Genomic DNA, 24812 nt, shown 5'->3' on the forward strand with positions numbered 1-24812 from the left:
CTGTCTCCGGGTTCAGGCGGCCGCGGACGCGGGCGGCGGCGGGTCGGGATCGTTGGGCACTACGGTCAGGGGCTCGCGCGGGAAGGCCACGCGGCCGGTCACGTCCAGCCGCAGGGTCGGCAGCAGTTCGTGGAAGGACAGGACGCCCAGGTCGAAGGCGCGGGCCTCGATCAGCTTGCGCACGTGCCGACGCAGGTCGATGGCGGCCAGGACGACGGTGGCGCCGGTCTCGTCGACCTTGGCCAGGATGGCGTCGGTGACGCGGCGGCTCATCTCGGGATCCAGGGCCAGCTGCTGGGCGCCGCCGCCGGTGCGGATGGCCTCGCGCAGGTGCTGCTCCAGCGCCGGCTCCAGCACCACCGCCTTCAGGGCGCCGTCGGGGGCGTAGCGGTGGCTGATCTGGCGGCGCAGGGCGACGCGGGCGAACTCGGTCAGGGCCAGCGGATCCTTCTCGCGCTGGCCGGCGTCGGCCAGGGCCTCGAGGATGTCGCGCTGGTTGCGCAGCGGCACCTCTTCCTCGGCGAGGCGCCGCATGACCTCGGCGATGCGGGCCAGAGGCAGGGCGCGGGCGGCTTCCTTGACCACCTCGGGATATTCGCCGCCGGCGCGGGTCAGGAGGTTGCTGGCCTCCTGGATGCCGACGAACAGGCCGGCGTTGCGGCGCAGGGCCTGGCGTACGGCGTCCTGCAGCTCGGAGAGGTCGGCCGGATGGGCCAGCTCGCCGGCGCCGATCGGGGCCTCGAAGGCCAGCAGCCGCCAGCGCGGGGCGCCGGCGCCCTCACCGTAGTGGAACGAGGCGCGCGGCAGGGCCACGCCCAGGCGCAGCTCGAACTCTTCCAGCACCTCTTCCAGGCCCCGGGTCATGACGGCCGCCTCGTGGCGGCGCACGGCGTCGCCGTCGAGCTCGAGCAGCAGCGGCACCACGGGCTGGGTCTCGGTGACCTTGGTGCGGGCGGCGGCGGGCGAGGCCTTGGCCTCGTCGGCGGCGGCGCGGGCCGGAGCGATCCTGCGGGTCAGGCGAGCGCGCATGTCGGCGTCGACCAGGGCGCCGGTGACGATGGCCACGCCGCCTAGCAGCAGAAACACGATCACCGGGAAGCCGGGCACCAGGGCCATCAGCCAGCAGATGCCGCCGGCCACGAGGAAGACCCGGGGCTTGGCCGCGAACTGCCGGCGCATGGCGTCGCCCAGGTGGGTCTCGCTGTCCTCGTCGGTGGTGCGGGTGACGATCAGGCCGGCGGCCATGGCGCCCAGCAGCGCCGGGATCTGGGTGACCATGCCGTCGCCGATGGTCAGGATCGAGTACTTGTGGATCGCCGAGCCGAAGTCGAGGCCCTGTTGCAGCATGCCGATGGCCAGGCCGCCCAAGAGGTTGATGACCACGATGATGATGCTGGCGATGGCGTCGCCTTTGACGAACTTCATCGCGCCGTCGAGGCTGCCGTGGAGCTTGCTCTCCATCTCCAGCACGCGCCGGCGGCGCTTGGCCTCGTCCTTGTCGATCATGCCCGAGCGCAGGTCGCTGTCGATCGACAGCTGCTTGCCCGGCATGGCGTCGAGGCTGAAGCGCGCGGCCACCTCGGCCACCCGCTCGGCGCCCTTGGCGATGACGATGAACTGCACGACGGTGATGATCAGGAACACCACCAGGCCGACCACCAGGTTGCCGCCGGCGACCATGGCGCCGAAGGTGTCGATGATGTGCCCGGCGTGGCCCTCGATCAGGATCATCCGGGTCGTGGCGATCGACAGGGCCAGCCGGTAGAGCGTGGTGATCAGCAGCAGGCTCGGGAACACCGAGAACTCGACGATGGTCGAGATGTAGATGGCGATCAGCAGCAGCATGACGCCGAAGCAGATGTTGACCGCCACCAGCGCGTCGAGCGCCAGGGCCGGCAGCGGCAGGATCATCAGGGCGACGATCGCCACGACGCCGGCCACCAGGAACAGGTCGCTGAAACGCGCCATGACGCCTTGGCGCGGACGCCTTTGCAGGCGTTTGAGATAGCCTTCGACGCTCATGGGGAATGGGTCCTCAGAAGCCGCCGCGGGCTGAAACGAGGCCGCGATAGCGGTCGAGGACGCTGGCGACGTACCCTTGCGTCTCGCGATAGGGCGGGATCTTGCGGCCGTACTTCATGACGGCCCCCTCGCCGGCGTTATAGGCCGCCAGCACCAGTTCGAGATCGTTGCCGAAGTGGCCCTGCAGGGTCTTGAGGTAGGCCGCGCCGGTGCGGATGTTGACCATCGGGTCGCCCAGCTCGACCGCCGGATCGCGCACGCCGAAGCGCTTGGCGGTGGCCGGCATGATCTGCATCAGGCCCCGCGCGCCCTTGGGCGAGATCGCCCCCGGATTAGCTCGCGATTCCACGTGCATGACCGCCTGCAGCAGGTCCGGATCGATGTCGAAGTCGCGGCCGGCGGCGGCCACCAGCGGCGCGTAGAGGGCCGGTCCGCGGGCGCCCCTGGCGATGACGACCGGCGCCGGGGCGATACGTCCAGCCGAGATAACGGCGGTCGCCACCTGGGGGCTGTCATAGAGACGGAGCTGTTCCGACACCCCTGTCGGTTGTGTTTCTTCAACGCAATCTATGCGCGCCAGCGAGAACTTTTCATTGATCGGGAGAGCGCTGCTGAACTTCAAGCCGTCGGCAGTCACGCATTCATATGCGAACACTGGACTTGAAGAAAATAATATTAAACACACGCTCGACGCCACTACGCGGAACTTGCGCATAAATTTGTCCCTCTATGCAGCGCCCCGCCTGTGCATACTACCCATTCAAAAGCTAACTTTGGCGCATCAATCCTGTCAACCTCGGAGTTAAAACAATTTTCATACTCAGTATACTGCTTACCAGACAACAAATTCTATGGCTTAGCTTAACAACTACTATGGCTAAGCTCGCCGCTTTTTAGCCATGATTGCGGCCTTTGTCGGTATCTCACCGGTCGGCGAACGCCCGACGCCCATCGCGACGGTGCCAGAACACACGCTATGGCTGAAAAGAACGACGGCGGGGACAAGACCGAGAAGCCGACACCCAAGCGGCTGTCGGACGCCCGCAAGAAGGGCGATGTTCCCAAGTCCAAGGACCTGACCTCGACCGCGGTGCTGGGCGTCTGGCTGCTGCTGGGGGCGATGACGGCGGGCTTCGCCTTCGACCGGCTGGGCGGCCTCTTCGACGAGGTGTTCGCGGTGATGGACCGGCCCTTCGCCGAGGCCTGGCCGATCGCCGGCGCGGCCGCCGGCAAGGCCTTCGTGCTGCTGACGGCGATCACCTTCGTGCCCGTGGCGATCTTCGGCATGCTGGCCGAGTTCGGCCAGGTGGGCCCGGTCTTCACCTTCGAGAAGATGAGCCCGAAGATGTCGCACATGAACCCCGGCGAGGGGCTCAAGCGGATGTTCAGCCTCGACAACCTGTTCGAGGTGGCCAAGTCGCTGGCCAAGACCCTGCTGCTGGGGATCTTCACCTGGATCGTCGTGGCGCTGTCGTTCGACCAGTTGATGGCGCTGCCGGCCGGCGAGGCCGACGGCGCGCTGTCGGCCTACGGCGGGCTGACCTTCAAGCTGCTGGCCGGAACGGTGGTGCTGTTCGTCTTCGTGTCGCTGCTGGACCTGGCCTACCAGCGCCACAGCTTCACCAAGAAGATGCGGATGAGCCGGCGCGACATCCGCCAGGAAATGAAGGATTCCGAGGGCGATCCGCACGTGAAGGCGCAGAGGCGGCAGCTGCACCAGGAGTGGGCGCAGCAGAACGCCGCACAGGCCGCGCGCGACGCCTCGGTGCTGGTGGTGAACCCCACCCACATCGCCTGCGCCCTGGCCTACGACCCGGCCGAACACGCCGCCCCGGTGCTGCTGGGCAAGGGCGAGGGACCGATCGCCCAAACCATGCGCGAGGCGGCCGAGGAAGCGGGCGTTCCGATCATCCGCAATGTCGAGCTGGCCCGCGCCCTGCGCGACAAGGCCGCCATCGACGACATCGTGCCCCAGGACCTGTTCGCCGCCGTGGCCGAGGTGATCCTCTGGGCCCGCCGGCTGAAGGACGAGCAGGCCAGGGCCGCCGCCGAAGAACCGCCAGAAGGGCCGCCGCCCGGCCCGACCTTCCCGCCCCTGCCCTGACCTGGAGCCCTCGTGAGCGCCATCCTCGACCTGCTGACCGTCGCCATCGCCCTGGCCATCGTGCTGGGCCTGGCGTTCTTCTCGCTGAAGCTGCTCAAGCGGGTTCAGGCCGGCCCCGCCAGCGACGACCAGATCCGCTACCTGCGGGCCCTGCCCGTGGGCCAGCGCGAGCGGCTGACCCTGGTGGCCTATCGCGACGAGGTGTTTCTGCTGGGCGTCACCGCCGGCCAGATCACCGTTCTGGACCGCCGCACGCGCAGCCCCGAGGAGCTCGCCGCCGAGGTCCGCGCCGCCGACGAGGCCCGGATGCGCGCGGCCCAGCCCTCAGCCGCCATGCGCCGGCTGATAGGGAAAACCCTAGCTAGGGAACGACCCGACTACTGACGATCGACCCGCGATGGTTGTCTTGCGGCGTCAGGTCGCAGCGATGAACGCGGGACCGAGGACAGCAAGATTTCAAATCGCGGAGTTCGAAACATGTCCGGCATCTTCAGCGGCGGCGGTCTCAACATCGGCAGCCTGTTCAGCACCGTCGCCCTGGCGGCGCTCACCGGCGGCACCTCGCTGGCCTTCCAGTCGATCTTCCAGCAGATCATCAGCTCGGTCGCCAGCCAGGTGATCCAGCAGGTCGGTCAGCAGCTGGGCCTGCCGCAGGGCGTGATCGACCTGGCCCAAGGCGTCTTCCAGGCCGCCAGCGGCAATCCGGGCGGCGCGGCCCAGAGCCTGACCGAAGCGGTCCAGGGCGCGGCCGACACCTTCGGCTTCAGCCCGGCCGAGCAGGGCGACCTGCAACGCACCGCCGAGGACGTGGCCCAGAGCTGGACCAGCTCGATCCTGGAAAGCGTCCGCGATGGCGGCGAAGGCAAGTCGACCAAGGGCGACAGCTTCCTGGTCGCCCTGGCCAAGGCCCTCGGCAAGGTGATGGACGGCAAGATGGGTCAGATGAAGGCCAAGACCGACGAACTGGGCGGCCTGGACTCCAAGGACTCCAAGTACGGTCAGCTGACCGCCGAGATCCAGGCCCTGGGCCAGGAGATGAACATGGTCAGCCAGGCCTTGAACAACTCGATCAAGTCCATCGGCGAAGCCGGCTCGACCCTCGCCCGCAAGGGTTAAGCTCAAGCTCGACAGTAGAAAAGGCAGGCGGCCATCTGGCCGCCTGTCGTTTTCTTGTCAATATTGCACGTCAGGGTTGGAAAAACAGTGGAGCACACCGGATGAACCGCCGCCTCGTTCCCGCGCTCAGCGCCATCGCCCTGATGATCGGCCTGCCGGCCGCGGCGCAGGACTTCTCCAGCATCGGCACCCAGTACATGGATTTCGGCTCGTCGATGATGTCGGTGGGCCAGATGAACAACGTGCTGGGCTCGACGGTGCAGCGCGGCGGCCGCGCCCGCTCCACGACGGCCCGGCCCGCGCCCGGCGCCAGCCTGTCGGCCCAGCAGCGCAACGCCGCGGCGGCCAACACCCGCTACCGCCCCTCGCCCGCCGTCTCGACGCGCGTGCGCGGCCAGTTCGCAGACTTCGTCGCCAAGCGCGACCCGGCCAACGGCGAGCGCCTGCGCCAAGCCGTGCAGCAGAAGGACCTGCTGGGCGCCTGGGAGAAGCACGTGGCGGTCGACGGCCTGCGGCGCGGCGACGTGGCCGACGCCATGACCGCCTACTGGGTGCAGAACTGGCAGATCGCCAACAACGTGCCCTTCGCCAACCGCGCCCAGGTGCAGGGCGTGCGCGGACAGGTCTCGCAGGCGCTGGGCTCCAACCCCGCCTTCGGCCGCCTCGACGACGCCGGCAAGCAGGAGATGGCCGAGGTGTTCATGCTGAACTTCGTGGCCCAGGGCTCGGCCTTCTCCGACGCCAACGCCAAGAAGAACACCACGCTGAGCCGCCAGTTGTCGGAGGCGGCGGTGGCCCGCTTCCGCAACGAGATGAGCATCGACCTGCGGCAGCTGAAGCTGACCGAGGCCGGCTTCGTGCGCTGATCCCCGCTCGGGAAAACCCCAATAGCGGCGGCGACGGGCCCGGCGCAGGCTGCACTTGAGGAGGCCCCGGCCATGATCGTGCAAAACCCTTCCGCCGCCGCCCGCGCCGCCGCCGCGCCAGCCCCCCGCCCCGGCCGTCTCGACGACGCCGTCGACCGCTTCCAGCGCACCGGCGAGGTGGACGCCGCGGCCTTCGCCGCCGCCGGTCCGGCCGACACCGCTCAAGCCTTGAAGGGCCTGCCGCCCGCCCAGCGCGGCGCGCTGGAAGGCGCGCTGCTGGCCAAGGGCCTGGGCGGCCTGCTGGACGGCGTCGGCGGCGTGGTCGACGACACGGTGGGCGTCGTGGAGGACACCGCCGACACCGTGGCCGATCCCGTGGTCGAGACCCGCTCCGAACGGGTCAACGGCGACTTCCAGGCTGCCGTCCACGACGAGTGGTGGAGCCAGATGCGCGGCCAGGCCTGGATGGACGTGACCCTGGCGGTCCACAACAAGCTCGACCGCCCCGCCGCCGCCCTGGCCAACCTGACCCGCACCGATGACGGCGCGGGGGGCTAAGCAAAGGGCAGTTGAGGGTTCAACTCAAAGGTCGTCATCCCGGCCGGAGGCGCGCGAAGCGGGCCGTAGAGCCGGGACCCAGGGGCAATAGGCAGTGCGTCGACTCCTGGGTCCCGGCTCTCCGCTTCGCTCCGGCCGGGATGACGATCACAAAGGCCCCTAGACCGCCTTCAGCTCGGCGGTCGCGCCGTCGATGATCCGCACGAACTGTTCGACCACGTCGCCACGCGCCACGCCCGGCGCCGGCTCGCGCTGCAGGCCGGCGGCGACCGAGCGCAGCAGCGGCTCGACGATGGCCGAAGGCGTCAGGTGCGGCTTGTCGACGGCCTGGGCCCGCAGCTCGCGGGCGAAGTCGGCCAGCACCCGTTCGATGCGGCCGGCGTCCACCGGCGAGGTGGCCGACAACCGGCCGGCCACAGACTGGCCGCTCTGGGCCGCCAGGATCCGCAGATCCGCGCCCACCTGGGCCATGCTTCCCTGGCCGTGCTCGGCCCAGACGAAGGCGGCGGCCTGGCCGCGATCGCCGCCGCGCAGCGGATCCACCAGGGCCGCGCCGGCGACGGTGGCCATGGCCTCGATCGCCAGGCGGGCGACGCCGGCCCGCGCCGCCGTGGTCGACGGGGTCCAGGTGGAGAGGTCCGCGCCCGAGGCGCGCTCGACGGGGCGGATCACGACGCGCCTCCGTCGACCTTGACGACCCGCAGGGCCGGCTTCAGCGCGGCCCAGCCGACCTGCGCTCCAACCGCCTGCTGACTGTTGCGGCCGTCGGCCAACTCCTCGTTCTCGCCGTCGAACTGCACGACCGCCAGCCGCTTGCCGCCGCGCTCGATGGCGAACCTGGCCCAGGGATAGCCGTCGAGGATCGTCAGCCGTGCGTCCGGCAAAGCCGCCGCCAGATCGGTCACGCGATCCCCCTCGGAGATCGCGCCCGGCGCCTGTCGCACGTAGCGGCCGGAAAGGTCGGCGCCGACGCCGCAGCCCTGGAAGTCGGTGCTCACGCTGGCCGTCTCCGCGTTGAGAGTCACCCGCGCCGTCGCGGGTCGCGCCGCCAGGTCGGCGGCGCTGAGGCTGATGTTCGTTCCTTCGAAGGGCACGACCCGCGCCTCGATGCGGCCGTCCTTCAGCGCCCCCTCGGCCTCGAGCTCGCAGTCGGCCGCCGTCGCCGCGCCGTCGGACAAGGCCCCGCCAGACAGGCTGACGCGCCAGGTCTCGCCCTTGGGCGTCAGGGTCAGCAGGCCGCGACGCTGGCCGCTCATCACATACTTGCCCGCAGGTCCCTGCGCGGTGCCGGCGGCGGCCATGGGTAGGGGGGGATCGGCCGCCGCCGGTCGCTCACAACCGGCAACGGCCAGTGCGAGGGCGATGAGGGTTGGGGGAGCAAACTTCATCGTCGGGTGATCCGGAACGGGCCTATGCGTCTTCAACGCCGGCCCGCCACGGCGGTTCTCAGCGGCCCAGCATGGCCAGGGCGTCCTGGCGTTCGCTGGCGAAGCGGTTGGCGACCGAGACCTGCACGGCGGCCGAGGCGCTGGTGAAATAGGCCAGCTGTCCGGCGTCGTTGCGCTTGCCGCGCTCGTCGTAGATCGCGTTGATCAGGGCGCGGTCATAGGCCTTGCCGTCGGCGGGCGAGAGCCCCTGCCCTTCGACCCTGGCCATCGCCTTGACGATGGCGCCGGTCTCGGGCCCGTGCTGCACGGAGGTGGACCAGGCCACGTCGCGGATCGCCGCCGAGCGGGTCGAAAGATCCAGGCCCGTGGCGGCCTTCACCGTGTCGAGCTGCACCTGGTAGTGGGTGCGCTGGATGTAGTCGTGCTGGGCGGCCTCGAACTTTTCCGGCTCGCGGGCGGCGATCGCCTTCCAGGTGGCGGTGAAGCTGGCCGAACCGGGCGAGGCCCCGCCGAACTCGGCCGCCCACTGCCGGCCCTCGGCGGCGAGAAACTGCTGGGGCCGACCACGATTGCCCGCCAGCTGATAGGTGCCGTAGGAAACGCCGCCCGGATCGCCCGCGCCGCTCGACACCGTGCCGGGGCCGCGTCCGCCAGTCTCGTACTGTTCCGACAGCGCGCCGATCCGCGCGTCGCTCGACGCCGAGGCCTGCGTCGTCGTGGTCGCGCCGCCGGGCGGGCCCTGCCTGTCGACATTGACCAGCACGTAGTTGAAGGCCTTCTGGCCGCCCAGGCCGTTCCAGAACGCCTGGAAGTCGCCGGGCTTCAGCGTCTGGCAGCCGGCCGAGCCGGTGTTGCTGTTGCCGCCGGCGTGGAACAGGAACGAGTTGTCGGTGCTGACGCCCTTGCCCTTGGCGTCGGCGTCATCGATCCGGCCGTCGTGATTGGTGTCGCGCTGGATGGCGTGGCTTTCGGTCGGACGCAGCACGTCGCCCAGGCTGGAGCTCGTGCTCTTCTGGAAGGTGACCGTGCCCTCGGCGATCCGGCCCAGCTCCTTGCGGCCGTCGCCGTTGAAGTCGGCGCCGTAGCGGCCGTCGTACTGGGCCGAGGGCTCGGTGTTGGCCGCGAACTCCTGGACCTTGCCGCCCTTCTGCAGCACGACGACGCGGTCGTCATAGGCGCCCTTGCCGCCGTTGGCGTTCAGGCTGGTCTCGGTGCGCAGGCCCAGGATCACCTGCTTGCCGGCGGCGAGATCGGCCTTGGCCTGGGCGTCGCCATAGGCGTTCACGTAGCCGGAATAGAGCTCGTACTTCTGGGCCTCGCTCATGCCCTTCGTCGAAGGCAGCGCGCCGGTCGCCTGGCCCGTGGTGGTCGGCGAGGTCGGCGCTGCGTCGGTCGTTGCGGGCGCGGGCCGCGCGGCCGTTCCGCCGCCGGGGATCAGTAGTTCCTGGCCGACATTGATCAGGTTGGGGTTCGACAGCCGGTTGGCCTGGGCGATCGACTGCCAGGAAACGCCGAACTCGGCGCCGATGCTGGAGAGGTTGTCGCCCGCCTCGACGGTGTAGCTGCGCGGCTCGGCCGCGGCGCCCGCAGGCACGGTCACTTCCTGGCCGGGCCGAATGACGTTTGGATTGGTGATCTGCGGATTGGCGCGGATCAGCGCGTCCAGCGACACGCCATGCTTGTCGGCGATGGCCGACAGGGTGTCGCCGGACTTGACCACGTAGTCGTTGGACCTGCCGCCGCCGGAGCCTGAAACGGATGACTGGGTGTTGAGGGACACGGCGGTCATCGGGCACTCCTGGTACGGACGCTTTCCTATGGGAAGGACGCTAGTCCCGGGCCGCCGACGGCATAACTAGGGTTATCCCTAGCTAGGGACGCCCCCAGCTATCGACGCCCCCTGCCCCCGGCCATCGTCGCGCCAGTCGAGGCGCAACGGAGGCATCCATGTCCGGACTGAACGCAGCCGAGTCCATCGGGGCCTCCAGTCGCGTCGCCACCAGCGCCGCCAGCGTTTCCACCGAGGCCTCGGGCCTGCTGGCGGCCAGCCGCACCGGCGGCCAGCTGAACACCAGCGAGCTGGCCGGCCAGCTTTCGGAGATCGCCAGGTCCGATCCCGCCAAGGCCCAGAGCCTGCGGGCTGAGATCGAGGCCGACCTGTCGCCCGCCGACCAGAAGCGCCTGGCCGACGACATGGACGCGGCCACGGCGGCCCAGAAGCAGGAGCTGATCCTCGACCTGGGCCAGATGGCGCTGGACGTCGCCGGCCTGTTCGACCCGACCCCGATCTCGGACGGCGTCAACGGGGTGATCTCGCTGTTCCGGGGCGACTTCCTGGGCGCGGGCCTCTCGGCCGTCAGCATGGTTCCCTACATCGGCGACGCGGCCAAGCTGGGCAAGCTTGGCAAATGGGCCGAGACGGTGAGCAAGGCCGCCGACCTGGCCAAGGTCGACAGCGCCTTCGCCGCCGCCGCCAAGCCGGCGCTGGAAAAGCTGAAGGGTGCCATCGACGCCCTGCCGCTGGACAAGCTGCCCGACAGCGCCCGCCAGACGCTGGAGACCGCCAGCCGCAAGCTGGACGAGGCCCTCGCCGCCCGTCCGCGCATCGAGCTGGACCAGGGCGCCAAGGGCGGCTGGAACGCCAAGCTGAACGGCGAGCTGGCGCCCAACACCGACTACGTGGTCAGCGGCCGCTACACCTATTCCACCGACGCCAGCGGCCGCGTGGAGCAGGTCACCGGCACGCTCGACCTGAAGCACGCCGACCGCAACGGCTACCAGCAGACCAAGGCGGGCCAGGAAGGCGGCATCAAGGACGGGGTCGACGGCGACGAGGGCGGCCACCTGATCGCGGCGATCTTCAACGGCCCCGGCGAGCAGATCAACTATCACGCCATGGACGGCACGCTGAACAAGAGCGGCTGGAAGGTGATGGAGAACGAGTGGGCCGCCGCCCTGAAGGAGGGCAAGCAGGTCGACGTCGACATCAAGGCGGTGTTCGAGGGCGACTCCAAGCGGCCCGATGCGTTCAGGGTGGAGTACGTCATCGACGGCAAGCCCTCGACCCGAACCTTCTTCAACGACTAAAATCGCTCAAGATCGCCTCCCGGAGGATTCCATGGCCGACATCGACAGCCCCGAAGGCATCTACCGCCACGTCGGCCAGGCCCTGGCCGACAGCGTGGCCGAGCCCTGGTCGGAGATCCGCCTGAACATCGACGTCATCGACGGCTCGGTGGGCCTGACCGGCGACTACACCAAGGCCGCCGGCGACGTGGCCGACCTGGACGTGCGCAAGCTGGACTACACGGTGTCGAAGGCGCTGCGGAACCTGCACCGCCTGACGGCGTCCAGCGCCCACGAGCCGTGGTCGAAGGCGGTGTTCTCGCTGAAGTCGGACGGCGCGTTCGACCTGAAGTACGACTACGCGACGGCTTGAGGCCTTTTATCTCCCGTCGTTCCCGCCCTCGTGGCGGGGATGGCGGGATTTGATGTTGGGTGTCGCAGCTGCTGCTCCGACAAACTCTCCCCACCGCACTAGGGAATTCCCCAACTATCCCCTCCCCGCCGTCGCGCGCAGCATCCTGGTCCTGACGAAGACACCGAGGGACAGGGTCATGCGTATCGAGGGCGGATCAGGGATCAGCGCGGCGAGCGACCGCTTCGACACCGGCGCCAGCGCGCGGGTCGCCGTCGACGCCCGGGTGGCGTCCGAGTGGGACGCTCCCGCCTCGCGTCCGGCGATCGCGACCACGGCCCAGGCCGACGTGCGGATCTCGGCGGTCGCGGCCGGCGGCGGCAAGTCGGCCGAACTGGCCGAAGCGCGGGTGCACATGGCCCTGGCCGCCGACGTCTACAACGACACCCCCAACCCGCCGGCCGGCTGGGAAGTGGCGGGCGCCGACGACCTGGCGCGGCTGGGCCTGGACCCGACCGACCTCGAAGAACCCGGCTCGAGCTTCCGGGCCCGGGTCTATGTCGACGCCCAGGGCGACTATGTGGTGGCCTTCCGCGGCAGCCAGAACGCCGAGGACTGGCGCAACAACTTCCAGCAGGGCCTGGGGCTGGACTCCGGCCACTACGACAAGGCGCTGGTGATCGGCGAGCGGCTGCGCACGGCCGGCGAGGACGTCACCCTGACCGGCCATTCGCTGGGCGGGGGCCTGGCCTCGGCGGCGGCCGTGGCCTCGGGCCTGCCGGCCGACACCTTCAACGCCGCGGGCCTGCACGAGGACACGCTGGACGCGGCCCGGGCCGGCGGCGCGGCCGCCCCGCAGGTCGACGCCTACTATCTGGACGGCGATCCGCTGAGCCGGGTGCAGGACGGCGGCGATCGCTGGCTGGGCGCGGGCCTGGGCGGCCTGATCGGCGGCATCCCCGGCGCGATCTTCGGCGGGCTGCTGGCCGACGCCCCGCCGGCCTATGGCGAGCGGCACGTGCTGACGCCGGTCGGCCCCGAGGGCCAGTCGGCGGGCGACGCCTCGCTGGGCGACCTGCACGGCCAGGCCTGGCTGTCGTCCAGCCTTGACGCGGCCTATCGCGCCACGGCCAACTGAGGCCCGTGATCCGACCCGCAGCAATCGCCGCCCTGGCGGCTTCGATGGTGATGATGACGGACGTCGCGCTGGCCTCGTGTTTCGTGGGCGGAACCGCCCTGCCCGACAGCCGCGCCGCCCTGGCGGCCGCCGATCACGGCCAGGCCGGGCGCGAGGCGATGTCGGCCGTGCTGAAGGGCGATGTCGGCGAGGCCCAGCGCCGCCTGCGCGCCGATCCGGCGCTGAAGACCACGCGGGGCGGACCCAACGGCGACCTCCTCAGCCTGGCCGTCGCCCGCTGCGACAAGCCGATGGTCGCGGCCCTGCTGGACCTGGGCGTCCCGCCCGACGGGGCCGGCGACGCCGTCCCACTGAGCCTGGCCCTGCGCGCCACCGACCCAGGCTTCGCCACCCAGCTCCTGCAAGCCGGCGCCAGCCCGCAGCGGCGCGAGGCCTACTGGCCGCTGAAGGCCGCGATCGGCCTGAACTCGCTGGGGGCGGTGCGCCTGCTCGTGCAGCACGGCGCCAAGATCAACGACCACGACGCCACCGGCGCCACGCCCCTGCGGCTGGCGGTGGAGCAGCAGAACTTCCGCATCGCCGCCCTGCTGCTGGAAAAGGGCGCCGATCCCTGGAGCGTGGGCAGCAACGGCGAGACGGTCGGGACCGTACTGGCCGGCCCCGTGCGCCCCGGCGAGCCCGAGGAGCAAGCCGCCCGCCCGCGCGTGATCGAGGCCCTGAAGAAGGCCGGCTGGCGCATTCCCGGCGGCCCCGACGCCAAGCAGACCCGGCGCCTCGTCCTGACCAGCGCCTGGCCCCCGGCCGAAGCGCGCGCGGCTGGCTGGAAGACCGCCCCGCCCGAGGCGGTGACGGCCCGCATGCGGCGCTTCTGGACCGAGAGCGGCGACAAGCGGCCACGCTGACGCCGAACCGCGTTCCGAACATGCGAAGGCCCCACGGGTGGCGCGATCGGGCCTCCGCCGTTAAGGTTGGGGATGCTGACCACCAAGATGAACCCTCGTGTGTTCTGGGGCGCCAGCCTGATCATCGGGCTGCTTCTCGTCTTCGCCGTCGCCGCTCCGGACTTCTCCGACCGCGTCTTCAAGACCGCCCAGGCCTGGGTGATCGACACCTTCAGCTGGTTCTACGTCGCCGCCGTCGCCGGCTTTCTGGGCCTGGTTCTGTTCCTGGCCCTGGGCCCCACCGGCGCGCTGAAACTGGGGCCCGACGACTCCGAGCCTGACTTTCCCTACGTCTCGTGGCTGGCCATGCTGTTCGCGGCCGGCATGGGCATCGGCCTGATGTATTTCGGCGTCGCCGAGCCGATCCAGCACTACATCAACCCGCCCGAGGTCGAACCGCGCAGCTTCGAGGCCGCGCGCGAGGCGATGGTCATCACCTTCACCCACTACGGCGTCCACGCCTGGGCGATCTATGCGGTGGTGGGGCTGAGCCTGGCCTTCTTCGCCCACCGCAAGGGCCTGCCGCTGACGTTGCGCTCGGGGCTGTCGCCGCTGCTGGGCAAGCGCATCAACGGCCCGATCGGCGACGCCGTCGACATCTTCGCCATCTGGGGCACGGCCTTCGGCATCGCCACCTCGCTGGGCTTCGGCGTGGCGCAGATGAACAGCGGCCTGACCTATCTGCTGGGCATACCCAATACCGCCTGGGTGCAGGTGATCCTGATCGCCGTGGTCATGGCGGCCGCCACCGCCTCGATGATGAGCGGCGTCGGCAAGGGCGTGCGGCGGCTGTCCGAGCTGAACCTGATCCTGGCCATCCTGCTGATGCTGTTCGTGCTGGTGATCGGCCCGACCGGCTTCCTGCTGAAGGCCCTGGTGCAGAACTTCGGCTTCTATCTCGACCACTTCATCCGCCGCACCTTCACCCTCTACGCCTACGAGCCGCGGGCCTGGATGGCGGACTGGACGCTGTTCTACTGGGCCTGGTGGATCGCCTGGTCGCCGTTCGTGGGCATGTTCATCGCTCGCATCTCGCGCGGGCGCACGGTGCGCGAGTTCGTGCTCAACGTGCTGCTGGTCCCGGCCGGCTTCACCTTCCTGTGGATGACGGTCTTCGGCAACACCGCCATCAGCCTGGACATGGGCCAGGCGGCTGGCGCGATCTCGCAAGCCGTGACCGCCGACCTGTCGACGGCCCTGTTCCACTTCTTCGAGCAGCTGCCGGGCACGACCTTCACCTCGGCCCTGGCGATCCTGCTGGTGGCGGTGTTCTTCGTCACCTCGGCCGACTCCGGAGCGCTGGTCATCGACACCATGGCCTCGGGCGGGGCCGACGACACGCCGCGCTGGCAGCGCATGTACTGGTGCGTGATGCTGGGTCTGGTGGCCGCCGTGCTGCTGCTGGCCGGCGGGCTGGGCGCGCTGCAGGCCGCCACCCTGGTGGCTGCCCTGCCCTTCGCGGTGATCATGATCCTGCTGTCGATCGGCCTGGTGCGGCAGATGAACGCCGACGTCGCCGGCCGCACCATCGACACCGAGACGCCGCCTCTGGCCGAGCAGCTGAAGCGGATCCTCTCGCCCGCCAGCCGGCGCGAGATCCTGCGGCAGATCGAGCGCACGGGCCTTCCGGCGCTGGAAGGCGTGCGGGCCGGTCTGGAGGCCGAGGGCCTGACCGCCGCCCTGGCCAGCGACGACGACGGCCTGGCCCTCACGGCCTCGGTCGGCGAAGGCGGCAAGCTGTTCCATTATCGACTGACGGCCCGCTCGCGGCCGCGCCCCGCCCTTACCGCGCTCGACGCGCCCGAGGGCCGCCGCGCGCTGGAATGGCGGCTGATGGCCCTATCCGCCGACGTCGCCAAACCCCGGGACGTGACGGGCTTCACCGAGGATCAGCTGGTGAGCGACGTTCTGGACCACCTGCAACGCTGGCGGATAGCCTAGACGCTCCAGGAGATTCGCCACGCGGATCCTGAGTCGCCGCCGCGATTCCCTCGCGGCGCGGGCGGCGGCTCCGCAGGCGTGGGCCTTCGTCAGCCGCGCTTCCAAGCCGCATGCGGTTCGAGGCGCGGTACGGGGACGGCATGTTGCGACCGTCGGCGAAAGCGGGGAAGAAGCCTTCCACGTCGAACATTCTACATAATTTACAGCAACTTACCACAATCCACCGCCACCAGATCGCCAGGCAAGGCGAAGCGCTTCGACGAGACGGTCGAGCAAAACGCGGAATTCTGGAAGGGGGATGGCGGAGACGGAGGGATTCGAACCCTCGATACCCTTTTGGGGTATGCCGCTTTAGCAAAGCGGTGCCTTCAGCCTCTCGGCCACGTCTCCTCCTGAGAGGGAGCGGTTCGATAGCCTGTTCGCTGGCGAATGACAATCGAGGCGTGAAGGAAAATCGCGTTAACGCGACGCTCAGACGGCCACGCTAGGTTGAACCTCGTTCTCCAGTGCGCAGAAGCCCAAGAGCGATCATGAGTTCCGCCCTCGCCCGCCCAGCGGACGCTAGCCACGCGTCGGACGCCGCACGCAGCCGGCGCGGACCGTTCCGGCCGGAACGCCTGACCCCGGCGCGCGCCCGGGTGCAGATCCAGAACCTGACTCGCGCCTTCCGCGTCGCCGATGCGATTCTCGCCGTCGCCCTCGCCTTGTGGATCGCCCGCAGCGGCGGCCTCGTCGCCCCGCTGGTGGGCGCGACCGTGCTGCTGGTCGCCCTGCACGGGCTGGAAGCCTACGCTTTTGCTCACCGCGAGCCGCTGGTCCGCCACCTGCTGCGCGTCGGCTCGGCCATCGGCGCCTCGGCGATCGCCGTGCAGGCCGTGGTCCTGACGCCGCTGGCGCCGGGCGCGCACGCCGTGACCGGCTGGCTGCTGGCCGCCCTGCCCGCGTTCCTTGCGCTGCACGCGACCTGGTGGGCCGTGGTCCGCCACGGCCGCCGCATCGGCAAGCTGACGCCCAACATCGTGCTGGTGGGCGCCACCACCAACGCCGAGCGGCTGATCGCCGCGGCCCTGCGCACCGGCGAGGTCAACGTGCTGGGCGTGTTCGACGACCGCGCCGCCCGCGCCCCCGAGGCCGTGCTGGGCGTGCCGGTGCTGGGCGACACCAAGGCCCTGGTCGACCACCGCATCATGCCCTTCGTCGACCGCGTGGTGATCGCCGTCGAATCCACGGCCCAGGCCCGGGTCGGCCAGCTGGTCGAGCGCCTGTCGGAGCTGCCCAACCCCGTCAGCATGATCGTCGACGTCGGCGGCGACGCCGATCGTGACGCCGCGCTGTCGCACCTGGCCGATCTGTCGGGCGCCCCCACCGACGCCCGTCGGGCGATGGCCAAGCGGTTGCAGGACCTGGCGGTCGCCGGGGTCGGCCTGATCGTCGCCGCGCCGGTGATGCTGGGCGTGGCCATCGCGGTGAAGCTGGACAGCCCCGGCCCGGTGTTCTTCCGCCAGCGCCGCCACGGCTTCAACAACGAGGCGATCCTGGTCTGGAAGTTCCGCTCGATGCGGCACGACATGGCCGACGCCAAGGCCGCGCGCCAGGTCAGCGTCGGCGACGACCGCGTGACCCGCGTCGGCAAGTTCATCCGCCGCACCAGCCTCGACGAGCTGCCGCAGCTGTTCAACGTGCTGGCCGGCGAGATGTCGATGGTCGGCCCGCGCCCGCACGCCATCGGCATGATGACCGGCGACGTGGAGTCGGCCAAGCTGGTGGCCACCTACGCCCATCGCCACCGCATGAAGCCCGGCGTCACCGGCTGGGCGGCCATCAAGGGCTCACGCGGCGCGGTCGACACCCCCGAGCTGGTGCGCCAGCGCGTGGCCTACGACGTCGAATATATCGAGCGCCAGTCGTTCTGGCTGGACCTCTACGTGATCCTGATGACCGTCCCCTGCCTGCTGGGCGACAAGACCGCCGTGCGCTGACCATGTTCTGGCGCGGCGTCCTGGGCTATCTGCCCGTCAACATCGCCCAGGGGGTCGTCGGCCTCCTGACGATCGTGCTGTTCACGCAGATCCTGTCTCCGGCCGAGTACGGGATCTATGCGCTGGCGTTCTCGGTGCTGAGCCTGACCCAGACGGCGTTCCTGACCTGGACCGAGGCGGCCATGGCCCGGTTCCTGGCCCGCGCCGACGAGGATGGCCGCCTGCCCGACCACTTCGCCACGCTCTATCGGCTGTGGATCCTGATGGCCCTGGCGATCCCGGTGGTCGCCGCCCTGGCGCTGCGGTTCTGGCCCATGGCGCCGGCCCTGAAGGTCGCCGTCGCCGCCGCCTTCGCGGCCGCGGCGGTCAAGAGCCTGGCCAAGATGTCCCAGGAGCGCCGCCGCGCGGCCGGCGAGGTGCCGGGCGCGGCCCTGCTGGACGTGATCCAGACCGTCGGCGGCTTCGCCCTGGGCCTGGTGCTGGCCCTGGTGGGCCTGGGCGGCGCCGCGCCGATCCTGGGCACGGGCGCGGTCGCCCTGCTGTGCCTGGTGTTCGTGCTGCCCACCGACCTGCGACGCCTGAAGGGCGGGACCTTCGACAAGGCGATGGCCAAGACCTACGCCGCCTACGGCGTGCCGGTGGCGTTCTCGCTGATCCTGGCCCTGGTGCTGTCGACCACCGACCGCTTCCTGCTGGCCGCCTTCCTCGACGAGAGCGCGGTGGGCGTCTACCACGCCGGCTACTCGCTGGGCTCGCGCACGCTGGACGTGGTGTTCATCTGGCTGGGCATGGCCGGCGGTCCGGCCATGGTCGCGGCCCTGGAGCGCGGCGGCCAGCCGGCGCTGGAGGACAGCGCCCGCGAGCAGGCCGACTTCATGGTGCTGCTGACCCTGCCGGCGGCCGTGGGCCTGGCCCTGGTCGCCCGGCCGCTGACCGAGGTGATGATCGGCCCGGCCCTGCGCGAGGGCGCGGCGGGCGTGACGCCGTGGATCGCCGCCAGCGGCTGGCTGTCGGGGGTGACCACCTATTACCTGCTGCAGGCCTTCACGCTTGGCCGGCGCACGACGATGCTGAGCGCCTGCATGGCGATCCCGGCCGGCGCCAACCTCGTGCTGAACCTGATCCTGATCCCGCGTTTCGGCCTTTCCGGCGCGCTGTGGGCCACCACCGCCAGCTACGCCCTGGGCGCGATCGCCGCCGGGGTGCTGGGCCGCCGGGCCTGCGCCCTGCCGATCCCGTGGCAGACCCTGGCCAGGACGGGACTGGCCTGCGGCCTGATGGCGGCCGTGGTGCTGGCCTTGCCCGACGTTGGCGGCCTGTTCGAACTGATCCTCAAGGCCGGCCTGGGGGCGGCGACCTTCGGCGGCGCGGCCCTGCTGCTCGACGCCGGCGGCGCCCGCGCGAGGCTGGCCGTTCTCACCCGCAGGTTCCGCACCGCATGACCGCCCCGATCACCGAAGCCATCGCCGACAACGCCGCGTGGAGCACGGCCGCCCCGCGCCTGTCGGTGCTGATCCCCACTTTCCGCGACGACCCGACGGCCCTGCTGCGCGCCCTGGACGGCAAGGACGCCTCGGCCGAGATCGTCTTGCTGGACGACGGCGGCGGCGACGAGGCCCTGGCCGCGCAGATCGGCAAGCTGCTCGCGGGCCTCAAGCGTCCCGCCCGCTTCGTACGGCTGTCGCGCAACGCCGGCCGCGCCCAAGGCCGCAACCGTCTGGCCGCCCACGCCCGGGGCAAGCACCTTTTGTTCCTCGACAGCGACATGCTGCCCGATCCCAAGGACTTCCTGGCCCGCTGGCTGGCGGTGGCGGGCGACGACGCGCCGGTGGCCTTCGGCGGCTTCACCCTCGACCAGACCCCGATCCGCCCCGAGCACGCCCTGCACCGGGCCATGGCGCTGAAGAGTGACTGCACGCCCGCGCCGCAGCGCGCCCAGGCGCCCGAGAAACACGTCTTCACCTCGAACCTCCTGGTGCGCCGCGACGTCTTCGAGACCATCGCCTTCGACGAGGGCTTCGCCGGCTGGGGCTGGGAGGACGTCGAATGGGCCATGCGGGTGGCCCGCGCCCACCCGATCCTGCACATCGACAACACCGCCACGCACCTGGGTCTGGATCCCGCGCCGGTGATGGCCGCCAAGTACGAGCAGTCGGCCGCCAACTTCGCCCGCGTGGTGGCCGCCCACCGCGACGTGGTCAGCGCCTATCCCAGCTATAAGGTCGCCAAGGCCCTGAAGGCGGTTCCGCTGCGCGGGACCTGGCGGCCGTGGCTCAAGGCCATCGCCCTGGCCGAGAACCTGCCCACCCCGCTTCGCGCCTTTTCCATGCGGCTCTACCGGGCCGCCCTCTATTCGGACGCCGTGTGATGACCGCTATCGAGCAGACCTACGAGAAGGTGGACGCCTACGAGCCTGACCGCTCGCTGAAGGGCAAGGTCCGCCGTCGGCTGATCCGCCTGCAGCATCGCCGTCCCGCGCGGGTGAAGCTCACGCGGCCGATGGTGTCGTTCAGCTTCGACGACGCGCCGGCCACCGCCTGCGAGGCCGGGGCCCGGGTGCTGGAAAGCCGGGGCTTTCGCGGCACCTACTATTTCGCCGCCGGCCTGACCGGGCGCGACGGGCCCATGGGCCGCTACGCCACCGGCGAGGACGCCGCCCGCCTGCACGCCGCCGGTCACGAGATCGGCTGCCACACCTTCAGCCACCTCGACTGCGGCCAGGCGACGACGCAGGTCGCCCTGGCCGACGTGGCGCAGAACACCGACGCCCTGGCGGCGTGGGGCGTGGGAAGCGCCGTCAGCTTCGCCTATCCGTACGGCGACGTGGCCGCCCCGGCCAAGACGGCCCTGGCCGGTCGCTTCAAGACCCTGCGGGCGCTGCATCACGGCCTGATCGCCAACGGCGCCGATCTGAACCAGGCGCCGGCCGTCGGGATCGAGGGCGAGGATGGCGAGGACGTGGCCCTGCACTGGCTGGACCAGGCTCACCGGCGCAAGGCCTGGCTGATCCTCTACACCCACGACGTGGCCGAGCAGCCGTCGGCCTGGGGCTGCACGGTGGAAGCGCTGGAACGGCTGGTCGACGGCGCGGTCAACGCCGGCTTCGACGTGGTGACCGTGGCGGAAGGATCGCGGCGGATCGGGCTCTGAGGTCCCTTCTCCCAGAGGGAGAGGGGAACTATCTCGGAAACTACTGACGCGTCCGCGAGGTCATCCCTGCCGCTGCCGCGTCGTCGGCCATCTGGGGGTCGACCTCGGGCGCGGGCTTGGGCGTGGCGGGCGGGGCCTCGACCACCGGCGGCTTTTCGGGTTCGGGCGCGACGGCCGGCGGCGGGGTCTGGGCGGCAGGCGTGCGGACCGTGGCCGCGCTGGCCGCGTCATCGGCCGTGGTGCGGACCTCCGCGCCCTCTTCGTAGCCGGAGCTCTCGAAACCGACCCCGGCGCTGACCACCAGGATCACGCCCAGGGCGGCGACCGCCCCGACGACGAAACCCAGGACGATCCATCCCAACGGATTGCCGCGACGTTCGGCCTTGGCCATCTGGAGCTCCCTAAAGGGAAGGCTCCGATCCTAGGAGCCGACCCAGCGTCGGACCGCGCCGACATCCACGTGAACGAAATTGCTGACGGGATAGTACCCGACGCCGCCCTGCTTCAGGTCGAGGGCCGCGGTCCTCAGCCGATCCAGGGAGACATCCTCCAGATAGAGATCGATGGCCTTGCCGTCCATGTGCAGGCTGCGTTTGGCGACTTCACCGCTGCGCGCGTGCAACATCGCGTTGGTCTTGGGCGAGCGATAGCCGGAGATGATCTGGAAGTGCGACTTGCTCTCGGTGCGCGCCGCAAGGCCCGCCATGATGTCATAGAGCTTCGGGTTCATCGCCGAGACGTCGCCGGTGCGATAGTCGCGCAGCACCTTGTCGAGGGCCTCGACCGCGTCGGGCACGTACTCGCCCTTCTCGAAATAGACGGCTTCGAGCTTTTCCTGGGTGTGCACGTTGTGCAGCTTCACCCAGCGCGGTTCGGCGGAAATGATGCGTTTCGGCTCGGCGACGGGAACCGGCGCTTCGGGAAGGCCGTTCTCAGGCATGCCCTCGGCCGCACTGCCCAGGTCGCCCTGCTTCATCAGCAGGTCGGCGATGGGATCGGCCCCGGGGCCGAACTTGGACTGTGCGAAGGCCGCCATGGGCCCGACCGCACTGGCGCCCAGCACACCCAGGCCAAGGCCCAGGAGCTTGCGTCGTTCGATCATAGATACGCTTTCCCGACTGACCGCGTCAGGCGCCCGAAGGGGCCGCCGACGCTCACTTGGAACACGATAAACTTTCCCGATCGGAAAGGCTTACGCACCAAAAGAGGCCTGACGAGGGCCGTCGGGTCAAGCCGGTCCGATGAACGCGCGGCCGCCGAAAGCCTGAGCATTCGCCGCTGCGGCCACGCTTCAAGTGCTGCAAAGACAGCGGCTTGGCCGCCTCGGCGAGGCGCTCAGACGGTCTTGGATGCGGCGATACGCTGCACCAGGGCCCGATCCCAGCCGTACGGGTCGTCGCGGAAATTCACCTGCCCGTCCGGAGTCACGTAGGCGGTCCAGTAGAGCAGATAGACGGCCATCGGCTTGGGCAGCTGGGCGCGCACGGTCTTGCCCGAGGCGATGGTGGCGTCGACGTTCTCGGCCGTCCATTCGGCGCTGCCGTCGAGCAGCTGCTTGGCCAGCGGGATCGGTTTTTCCAGGCGCACGCAGCCATGGCTGGCCAGGCGGCTGTAGCTGGCGAACTTCGCGCGCGACGGGGTGTCGTGCAGATAGACGCCGTAGGGGTTGTTGAAGTCGAACTTCACCAGGCCCAGGGCGGCCTTGTCGCCGGCCTTCTGTTGCAGGCGCGTGCCGCCGCCCTCGGTCGGGATGACGATGAAGTCGTTGCGGGCCAGGTAGCCCGGATTGGCGCGCTCCTTGGGCCACAGCTCCTTGGTGGCGATCGAGCTGGGCACGTTCCAGGGCGGATTGAGCACGATCGAGTGGATCTGCGACTGCAACATGGGCGTCTCGTCGCCCGGACGGCCGGTGACGGCGCGCATGGTCAGGGTCGGGGCGTCGTGGTGGAAGACGCTCATGACAGCGGCGGCGATGTTGACCTGGATGCGGTCGGCCGGCAGTTCTTCGGGCAGCCAGCGCCAGCGCTCCATGTTGGCGACGATCTGGTCGATGCGCAGCTGCACCGGCACATTCAGCGCCGCCAGCGTACCCTTGCCCAGCACGCCGTCGGGATTGAGGCCGAAGCGTTTCTGGGCGCGCATCAGGGCCTGCTGCAGCGCCTCGTCGAACACCGGGGCCTTGTCGACGGCGATGGTCGGATCCTCGACGGCCAGGCGGGCCTCGAGCTGGGCGATGCGCGGATCGCCCTTGTCGCCCAGCTTCAGCGGCGGGCCTTCGGGGATCACGGCCCAGCCGCCCTTGGCGGCGAGATCGCGATAGACCACCAGGCCCTTCTGCAGGGTCTGGTAGCCGGTATAGGGCGGCGAGAGGTCTTCCAGCCAGCCGGCCAGGCGATCGTTCTGCACCGCGGCGGCGAAGCCGGGAGCCGGATCATAGGCGGCGGGACGCAGGCCCCAGTTGCCGTCGAAATCGGCGGGCGCCAGCCGGCCGCTGTGCACAGCCTTGGCGTAGCGCATGGTCAGGGCCACGAGCTGGGTGACTCCGGCCTGGCGATCGGCGGCGTTGCGCGAGTCCAGCAGGGCCAGGGCGCGGTCGGGCGCGAAGAGCCCGGGCTCGAAGCCGTGCGAGGGGGCGTCGTTCAGCGCCCTGACCAGCAGGTCGATCTGGTCGGCGCGCAGGGCCGGCGGCGCGGGCACGGCCACGGGCGCCTGCTGCGGCGCGCGGGCGGGCCGGACCTGAGCTTGAGCGAGAACGGCCGGGGCCGCCGACATCCACAGGGCCGCCCCGAGAAGGACGGTCGAAACTTTCAGGCTCTGGCTCACCGTCGACGGGTCTCGCACGCACATTGCGCGCGGCCCCTCCGCGCGCTTCCCAAATGGCAATTCCGCGTCGGGGTCGTCAACGCGAGGATCGTGAAACTGCAACGGCCAAGGTCCCGATTTGGTTCTTTCTCACGTTGCGGAACCTTAACGCCACACTCGCGGTTTGCAGTTCGACGACGGCGCCTTTGCGCCACAATCGTCCTTGTCAGGACAGCAAAGATGAGAATCGCCCAGGTTCCGCCCCTGTATGAAGCCGTGCCCCCACGGCTCTACGGGGGCACCGAAAGGGTGGTCGCGCACCTGACGGACGCGCTTGTCGACCTCGGCCACGAGGTCACCCTGTTCGCCTCCGCCGAAGCCAGGACCAAGGCCGACCTGGTGGTCGTCCGCGACCAGGCCATCCGCCTGGACCCCGCCCCGCTGAAATCCGACCTCGCCGCCCACATCGCCATGCTGGCCGAGGTCCGCCGCCGCGCCGCCGAGTTCGACGTCATCCACTTCCATACCGACATGATCCACTTCCCCCTGTTCGAGGGCATGGCGGAAAAGACCCTGACCACCCTGCACGGGCGGCTCGACCTGAAGGACCTGCCCGGCGTCTACCGGCGCTGGCCGCAGTTTCCGCTGGTGTCGATCTCCGACAGCCAGCGCGCGCCCCTGCCCTTCGCCAACTGGGCCGGCACGGTGCTGCACGGCATGTGCGCCGAGATCTACGAATATCATCCAAAGTCAGAGGGTTACCTGGCCTTCCTCGGGCGGATCTCGCCTGAGAAGGGCCCCGAACGGGCGATCGCCATCGCCAAGCGCATGGGCCGCCGCCTGAAGATCGCCGCCAAGGTCGACGCCGCCGACCGCGAATACTTCCACACCGTCGTCGAGCCGCTGCTGGACCATCCGCTGGTCGAGTTCGTCGGCGAGATCGGCGACGCCGAGAAGTCGGCTTTCCTGGGCGGCGCCGACGCCCTGCTCTTCCCCATCGCCTGGCCCGAGCCGTTCGGCCTGGTGATGATCGAGGCCATGGCCTGCGGCACGCCGGTGATCGCCTACCAGTGGGGCTCGGTGCCCGAGGTGATCGAGGAAGGCGTCACCGGCTTCATCGTCGACGACGAGGACGAGGCGGTGGCAGCGCTGCGCCGCCTGCCCGACCTGTCGCGCCAGACCGTGCGCGAACGGTTCGAGACCCGGTTCTCGGCCCACGCCATGGCCCGCCGCTATCTGGACCTCTACGCGCGCCTGGACGAGGCGGCCCAGCCGCCGCGCCTGACCCTGGCCCAGAGTGCGTGACCTCAAAGGCGGCCAAACCCCGCCGGGTTGAGGCCGCATTGTAGCTTTCAAGTTCAGCGACCGCGCCTCCCCTGGCGCGGCCGC

The 24812-nt window shown here is 70.2% G+C and carries 23 protein-coding genes and 1 tRNA gene; 15 read left to right on the plus strand and 9 right to left on the minus strand.

The features are described from left to right. Positions 1–12: 12 nt before the first annotated feature. Together DDF62_RS11845 and DDF62_RS11850 are read right to left on the minus strand one after the other, a co-directional pair. The gene (locus DDF62_RS11845) at positions 13–2022 is read right to left on the minus strand and encodes a flagellar biosynthesis protein FlhA (RefSeq protein WP_116489300.1); all 2010 of its coding nucleotides are present in this window, start codon (positions 2020–2022) and stop codon (positions 13–15) included. 13 nt (positions 2023–2035) lie between these two features. After that, on the minus strand, positions 2036–2524 hold the full coding sequence (locus tag DDF62_RS11850; RefSeq protein WP_208866853.1) for a lytic transglycosylase domain-containing protein: 489 nt from the start codon (positions 2522–2524) through the stop codon (positions 2036–2038). A gap of 474 nt (positions 2525–2998) precedes the next feature. On the opposite strand from DDF62_RS11850, the gene sctU reads away from it, so the two are divergent. The 5 genes from sctU to DDF62_RS11875 all read left to right on the plus strand — a co-directional run bounded on the left by sctU (position 2999) and on the right by DDF62_RS11875 (position 6666). After that, the gene (gene sctU / locus DDF62_RS11855) at positions 2999–4126 is read left to right on the plus strand and encodes a type III secretion system export apparatus subunit SctU (RefSeq protein ID WP_116489302.1); all 1128 of its coding nucleotides are present in this window, start codon (positions 2999–3001) and stop codon (positions 4124–4126) included. A gap of 12 nt (positions 4127–4138) precedes the next feature. Continuing rightward, the gene (gene fliO / locus DDF62_RS11860; RefSeq protein WP_116489303.1) at positions 4139–4510 is read left to right on the plus strand and encodes a flagellar biosynthetic protein FliO; all 372 of its coding nucleotides are present in this window, start codon (positions 4139–4141) and stop codon (positions 4508–4510) included. Between the two features lie 93 nt (positions 4511–4603). Further along, complete coding sequence (locus DDF62_RS11865; RefSeq protein WP_116489304.1) at positions 4604–5242, plus strand: hypothetical protein; 639 nt, start codon at positions 4604–4606, stop codon at positions 5240–5242. 101 nt (positions 5243–5343) lie between these two features. Beyond that, entirely contained in the window at positions 5344–6108 is a 765-nt protein-coding gene (locus tag DDF62_RS11870) for a DUF6683 family protein (RefSeq protein ID WP_116489305.1), read from the plus strand. A gap of 72 nt (positions 6109–6180) precedes the next feature. Further along, entirely contained in the window at positions 6181–6666 is a 486-nt protein-coding gene (locus DDF62_RS11875) for a hypothetical protein (RefSeq protein ID WP_116489306.1), read from the plus strand. A 159-nt stretch (positions 6667–6825) separates the two neighbouring features. On the opposite strand, the gene DDF62_RS11880 is transcribed toward DDF62_RS11875, so the two are convergent. The 3 genes from DDF62_RS11880 to DDF62_RS11890 form a co-directional block, all read right to left on the minus strand. Next, entirely contained in the window at positions 6826–7338 is a 513-nt protein-coding gene (locus DDF62_RS11880) for a hypothetical protein (protein WP_116489307.1), read from the minus strand. Next, on the minus strand, positions 7335–7967 hold the full coding sequence (locus DDF62_RS11885; protein WP_116489308.1) for a hypothetical protein: 633 nt from the start codon (positions 7965–7967) through the stop codon (positions 7335–7337). Before DDF62_RS11885 ends, DDF62_RS11880 begins: the two co-directional genes overlap by 4 nt. A 145-nt stretch (positions 7968–8112) precedes the next feature. Continuing rightward, a complete protein-coding gene (locus tag DDF62_RS11890; protein WP_116489309.1) occupies positions 8113–9843 on the minus strand; it encodes a LysM peptidoglycan-binding domain-containing protein in 1731 nt (576 codons plus the stop codon). A 158-nt stretch (positions 9844–10001) separates the two neighbouring features. Between DDF62_RS11890 and DDF62_RS11895 the strand changes: the two genes are divergently transcribed. The 5 genes from DDF62_RS11895 to DDF62_RS11915 all read left to right on the plus strand — a co-directional run bounded on the left by DDF62_RS11895 (position 10002) and on the right by DDF62_RS11915 (position 15492). Continuing rightward, on the plus strand, positions 10002–11141 hold the full coding sequence (locus DDF62_RS11895; protein WP_208866854.1) for a DNA/RNA non-specific endonuclease: 1140 nt from the start codon (positions 10002–10004) through the stop codon (positions 11139–11141). A 31-nt stretch (positions 11142–11172) separates the two neighbouring features. Continuing rightward, positions 11173–11493, plus strand: coding sequence for an immunity protein YezG family protein (locus DDF62_RS11900; protein ID WP_116489310.1), 321 nt, complete (start codon positions 11173–11175; stop codon positions 11491–11493). A gap of 178 nt (positions 11494–11671) precedes the next feature. Next, positions 11672–12610: a Tle-like phospholipase domain-containing protein gene (locus DDF62_RS11905; RefSeq protein ID WP_165832236.1), complete on the plus strand. Its 939-nt coding sequence runs from the start codon at positions 11672–11674 to the stop codon at positions 12608–12610. Between the two features lie 44 nt (positions 12611–12654). Continuing rightward, entirely contained in the window at positions 12655–13512 is an 858-nt protein-coding gene (locus DDF62_RS11910) for an ankyrin repeat domain-containing protein (RefSeq protein ID WP_116489312.1), read from the plus strand. Between the two features lie 72 nt (positions 13513–13584). Then, positions 13585–15492 carry a BCCT family transporter gene (locus DDF62_RS11915; RefSeq protein WP_116489313.1) on the plus strand — a complete coding sequence of 636 codons (1908 nt, stop codon included), beginning with the start codon at positions 13585–13587 and terminating at the stop codon, positions 15490–15492. 299 nt (positions 15493–15791) lie between these two features. Here DDF62_RS11915 and DDF62_RS11920 read toward each other — a convergent pair. Then, a tRNA-Ser gene (locus tag DDF62_RS11920) sits at positions 15792–15882 on the minus strand. Positions 15883–16022: 140 nt separating this feature from the next. Here DDF62_RS11920 and hfsE point away from each other — a divergent pair. From hfsE to hfsH, 4 genes are read left to right on the plus strand one after another with little or no spacing between them, the layout of a single operon-like run. Continuing rightward, positions 16023–17471, plus strand: a complete 1449-nt coding sequence (gene hfsE, locus DDF62_RS11925) for a polysaccharide biosynthesis protein HfsE (RefSeq protein WP_116489314.1) — start codon at positions 16023–16025, stop codon at positions 17469–17471. A gap of 2 nt (positions 17472–17473) precedes the next feature. Further along, positions 17474–18913: a polysaccharide biosynthesis protein HfsF gene (hfsF, locus tag DDF62_RS11930; protein ID WP_116489315.1), complete on the plus strand. Its 1440-nt coding sequence runs from the start codon at positions 17474–17476 to the stop codon at positions 18911–18913. After that, a complete protein-coding gene (hfsG, locus tag DDF62_RS11935; protein ID WP_116489316.1) occupies positions 18910–19839 on the plus strand; it encodes a polysaccharide biosynthesis protein HfsG in 930 nt (309 codons plus the stop codon). The genes hfsF and hfsG overlap by 4 nt, the downstream gene beginning before the upstream one ends. Next, a complete protein-coding gene (gene hfsH / locus DDF62_RS11940) occupies positions 19839–20621 on the plus strand; it encodes an oligosaccharide deacetylase HfsH (protein WP_425267046.1) in 783 nt (260 codons plus the stop codon). Before hfsG ends, hfsH begins: the two co-directional genes overlap by 1 nt. A 40-nt stretch (positions 20622–20661) precedes the next feature. On the opposite strand, the gene DDF62_RS11945 is transcribed toward hfsH, so the two are convergent. From DDF62_RS11945 to DDF62_RS11955, 3 genes are all read right to left on the minus strand, one after another. Next, positions 20662–21012, minus strand: coding sequence for a hypothetical protein (locus DDF62_RS11945; RefSeq protein ID WP_116489317.1), 351 nt, complete (start codon positions 21010–21012; stop codon positions 20662–20664). Positions 21013–21042: 30 nt separating this feature from the next. Beyond that, positions 21043–21723: a peptidoglycan L,D-endopeptidase MepK gene (gene mepK, locus DDF62_RS11950; protein ID WP_116489318.1), complete on the minus strand. Its 681-nt coding sequence runs from the start codon at positions 21721–21723 to the stop codon at positions 21043–21045. Positions 21724–21956: 233 nt separating this feature from the next. Further along, on the minus strand, positions 21957–23444 hold the full coding sequence (locus tag DDF62_RS11955; RefSeq protein ID WP_482764085.1) for a L,D-transpeptidase family protein: 1488 nt from the start codon (positions 23442–23444) through the stop codon (positions 21957–21959). Between the two features lie 219 nt (positions 23445–23663). Between DDF62_RS11955 and DDF62_RS11960 the strand changes: the two genes are divergently transcribed. Next, complete coding sequence (locus tag DDF62_RS11960; protein ID WP_116489319.1) at positions 23664–24728, plus strand: glycosyltransferase family 4 protein; 1065 nt, start codon at positions 23664–23666, stop codon at positions 24726–24728. The last annotated feature ends 84 nt before the right edge of the window (positions 24729–24812 follow it).

It is taken from the genome of Caulobacter radicis (assembly GCF_003094615.1).
GTDB lineage: Bacteria > Pseudomonadota > Alphaproteobacteria > Caulobacterales > Caulobacteraceae > Caulobacter > Caulobacter radicis.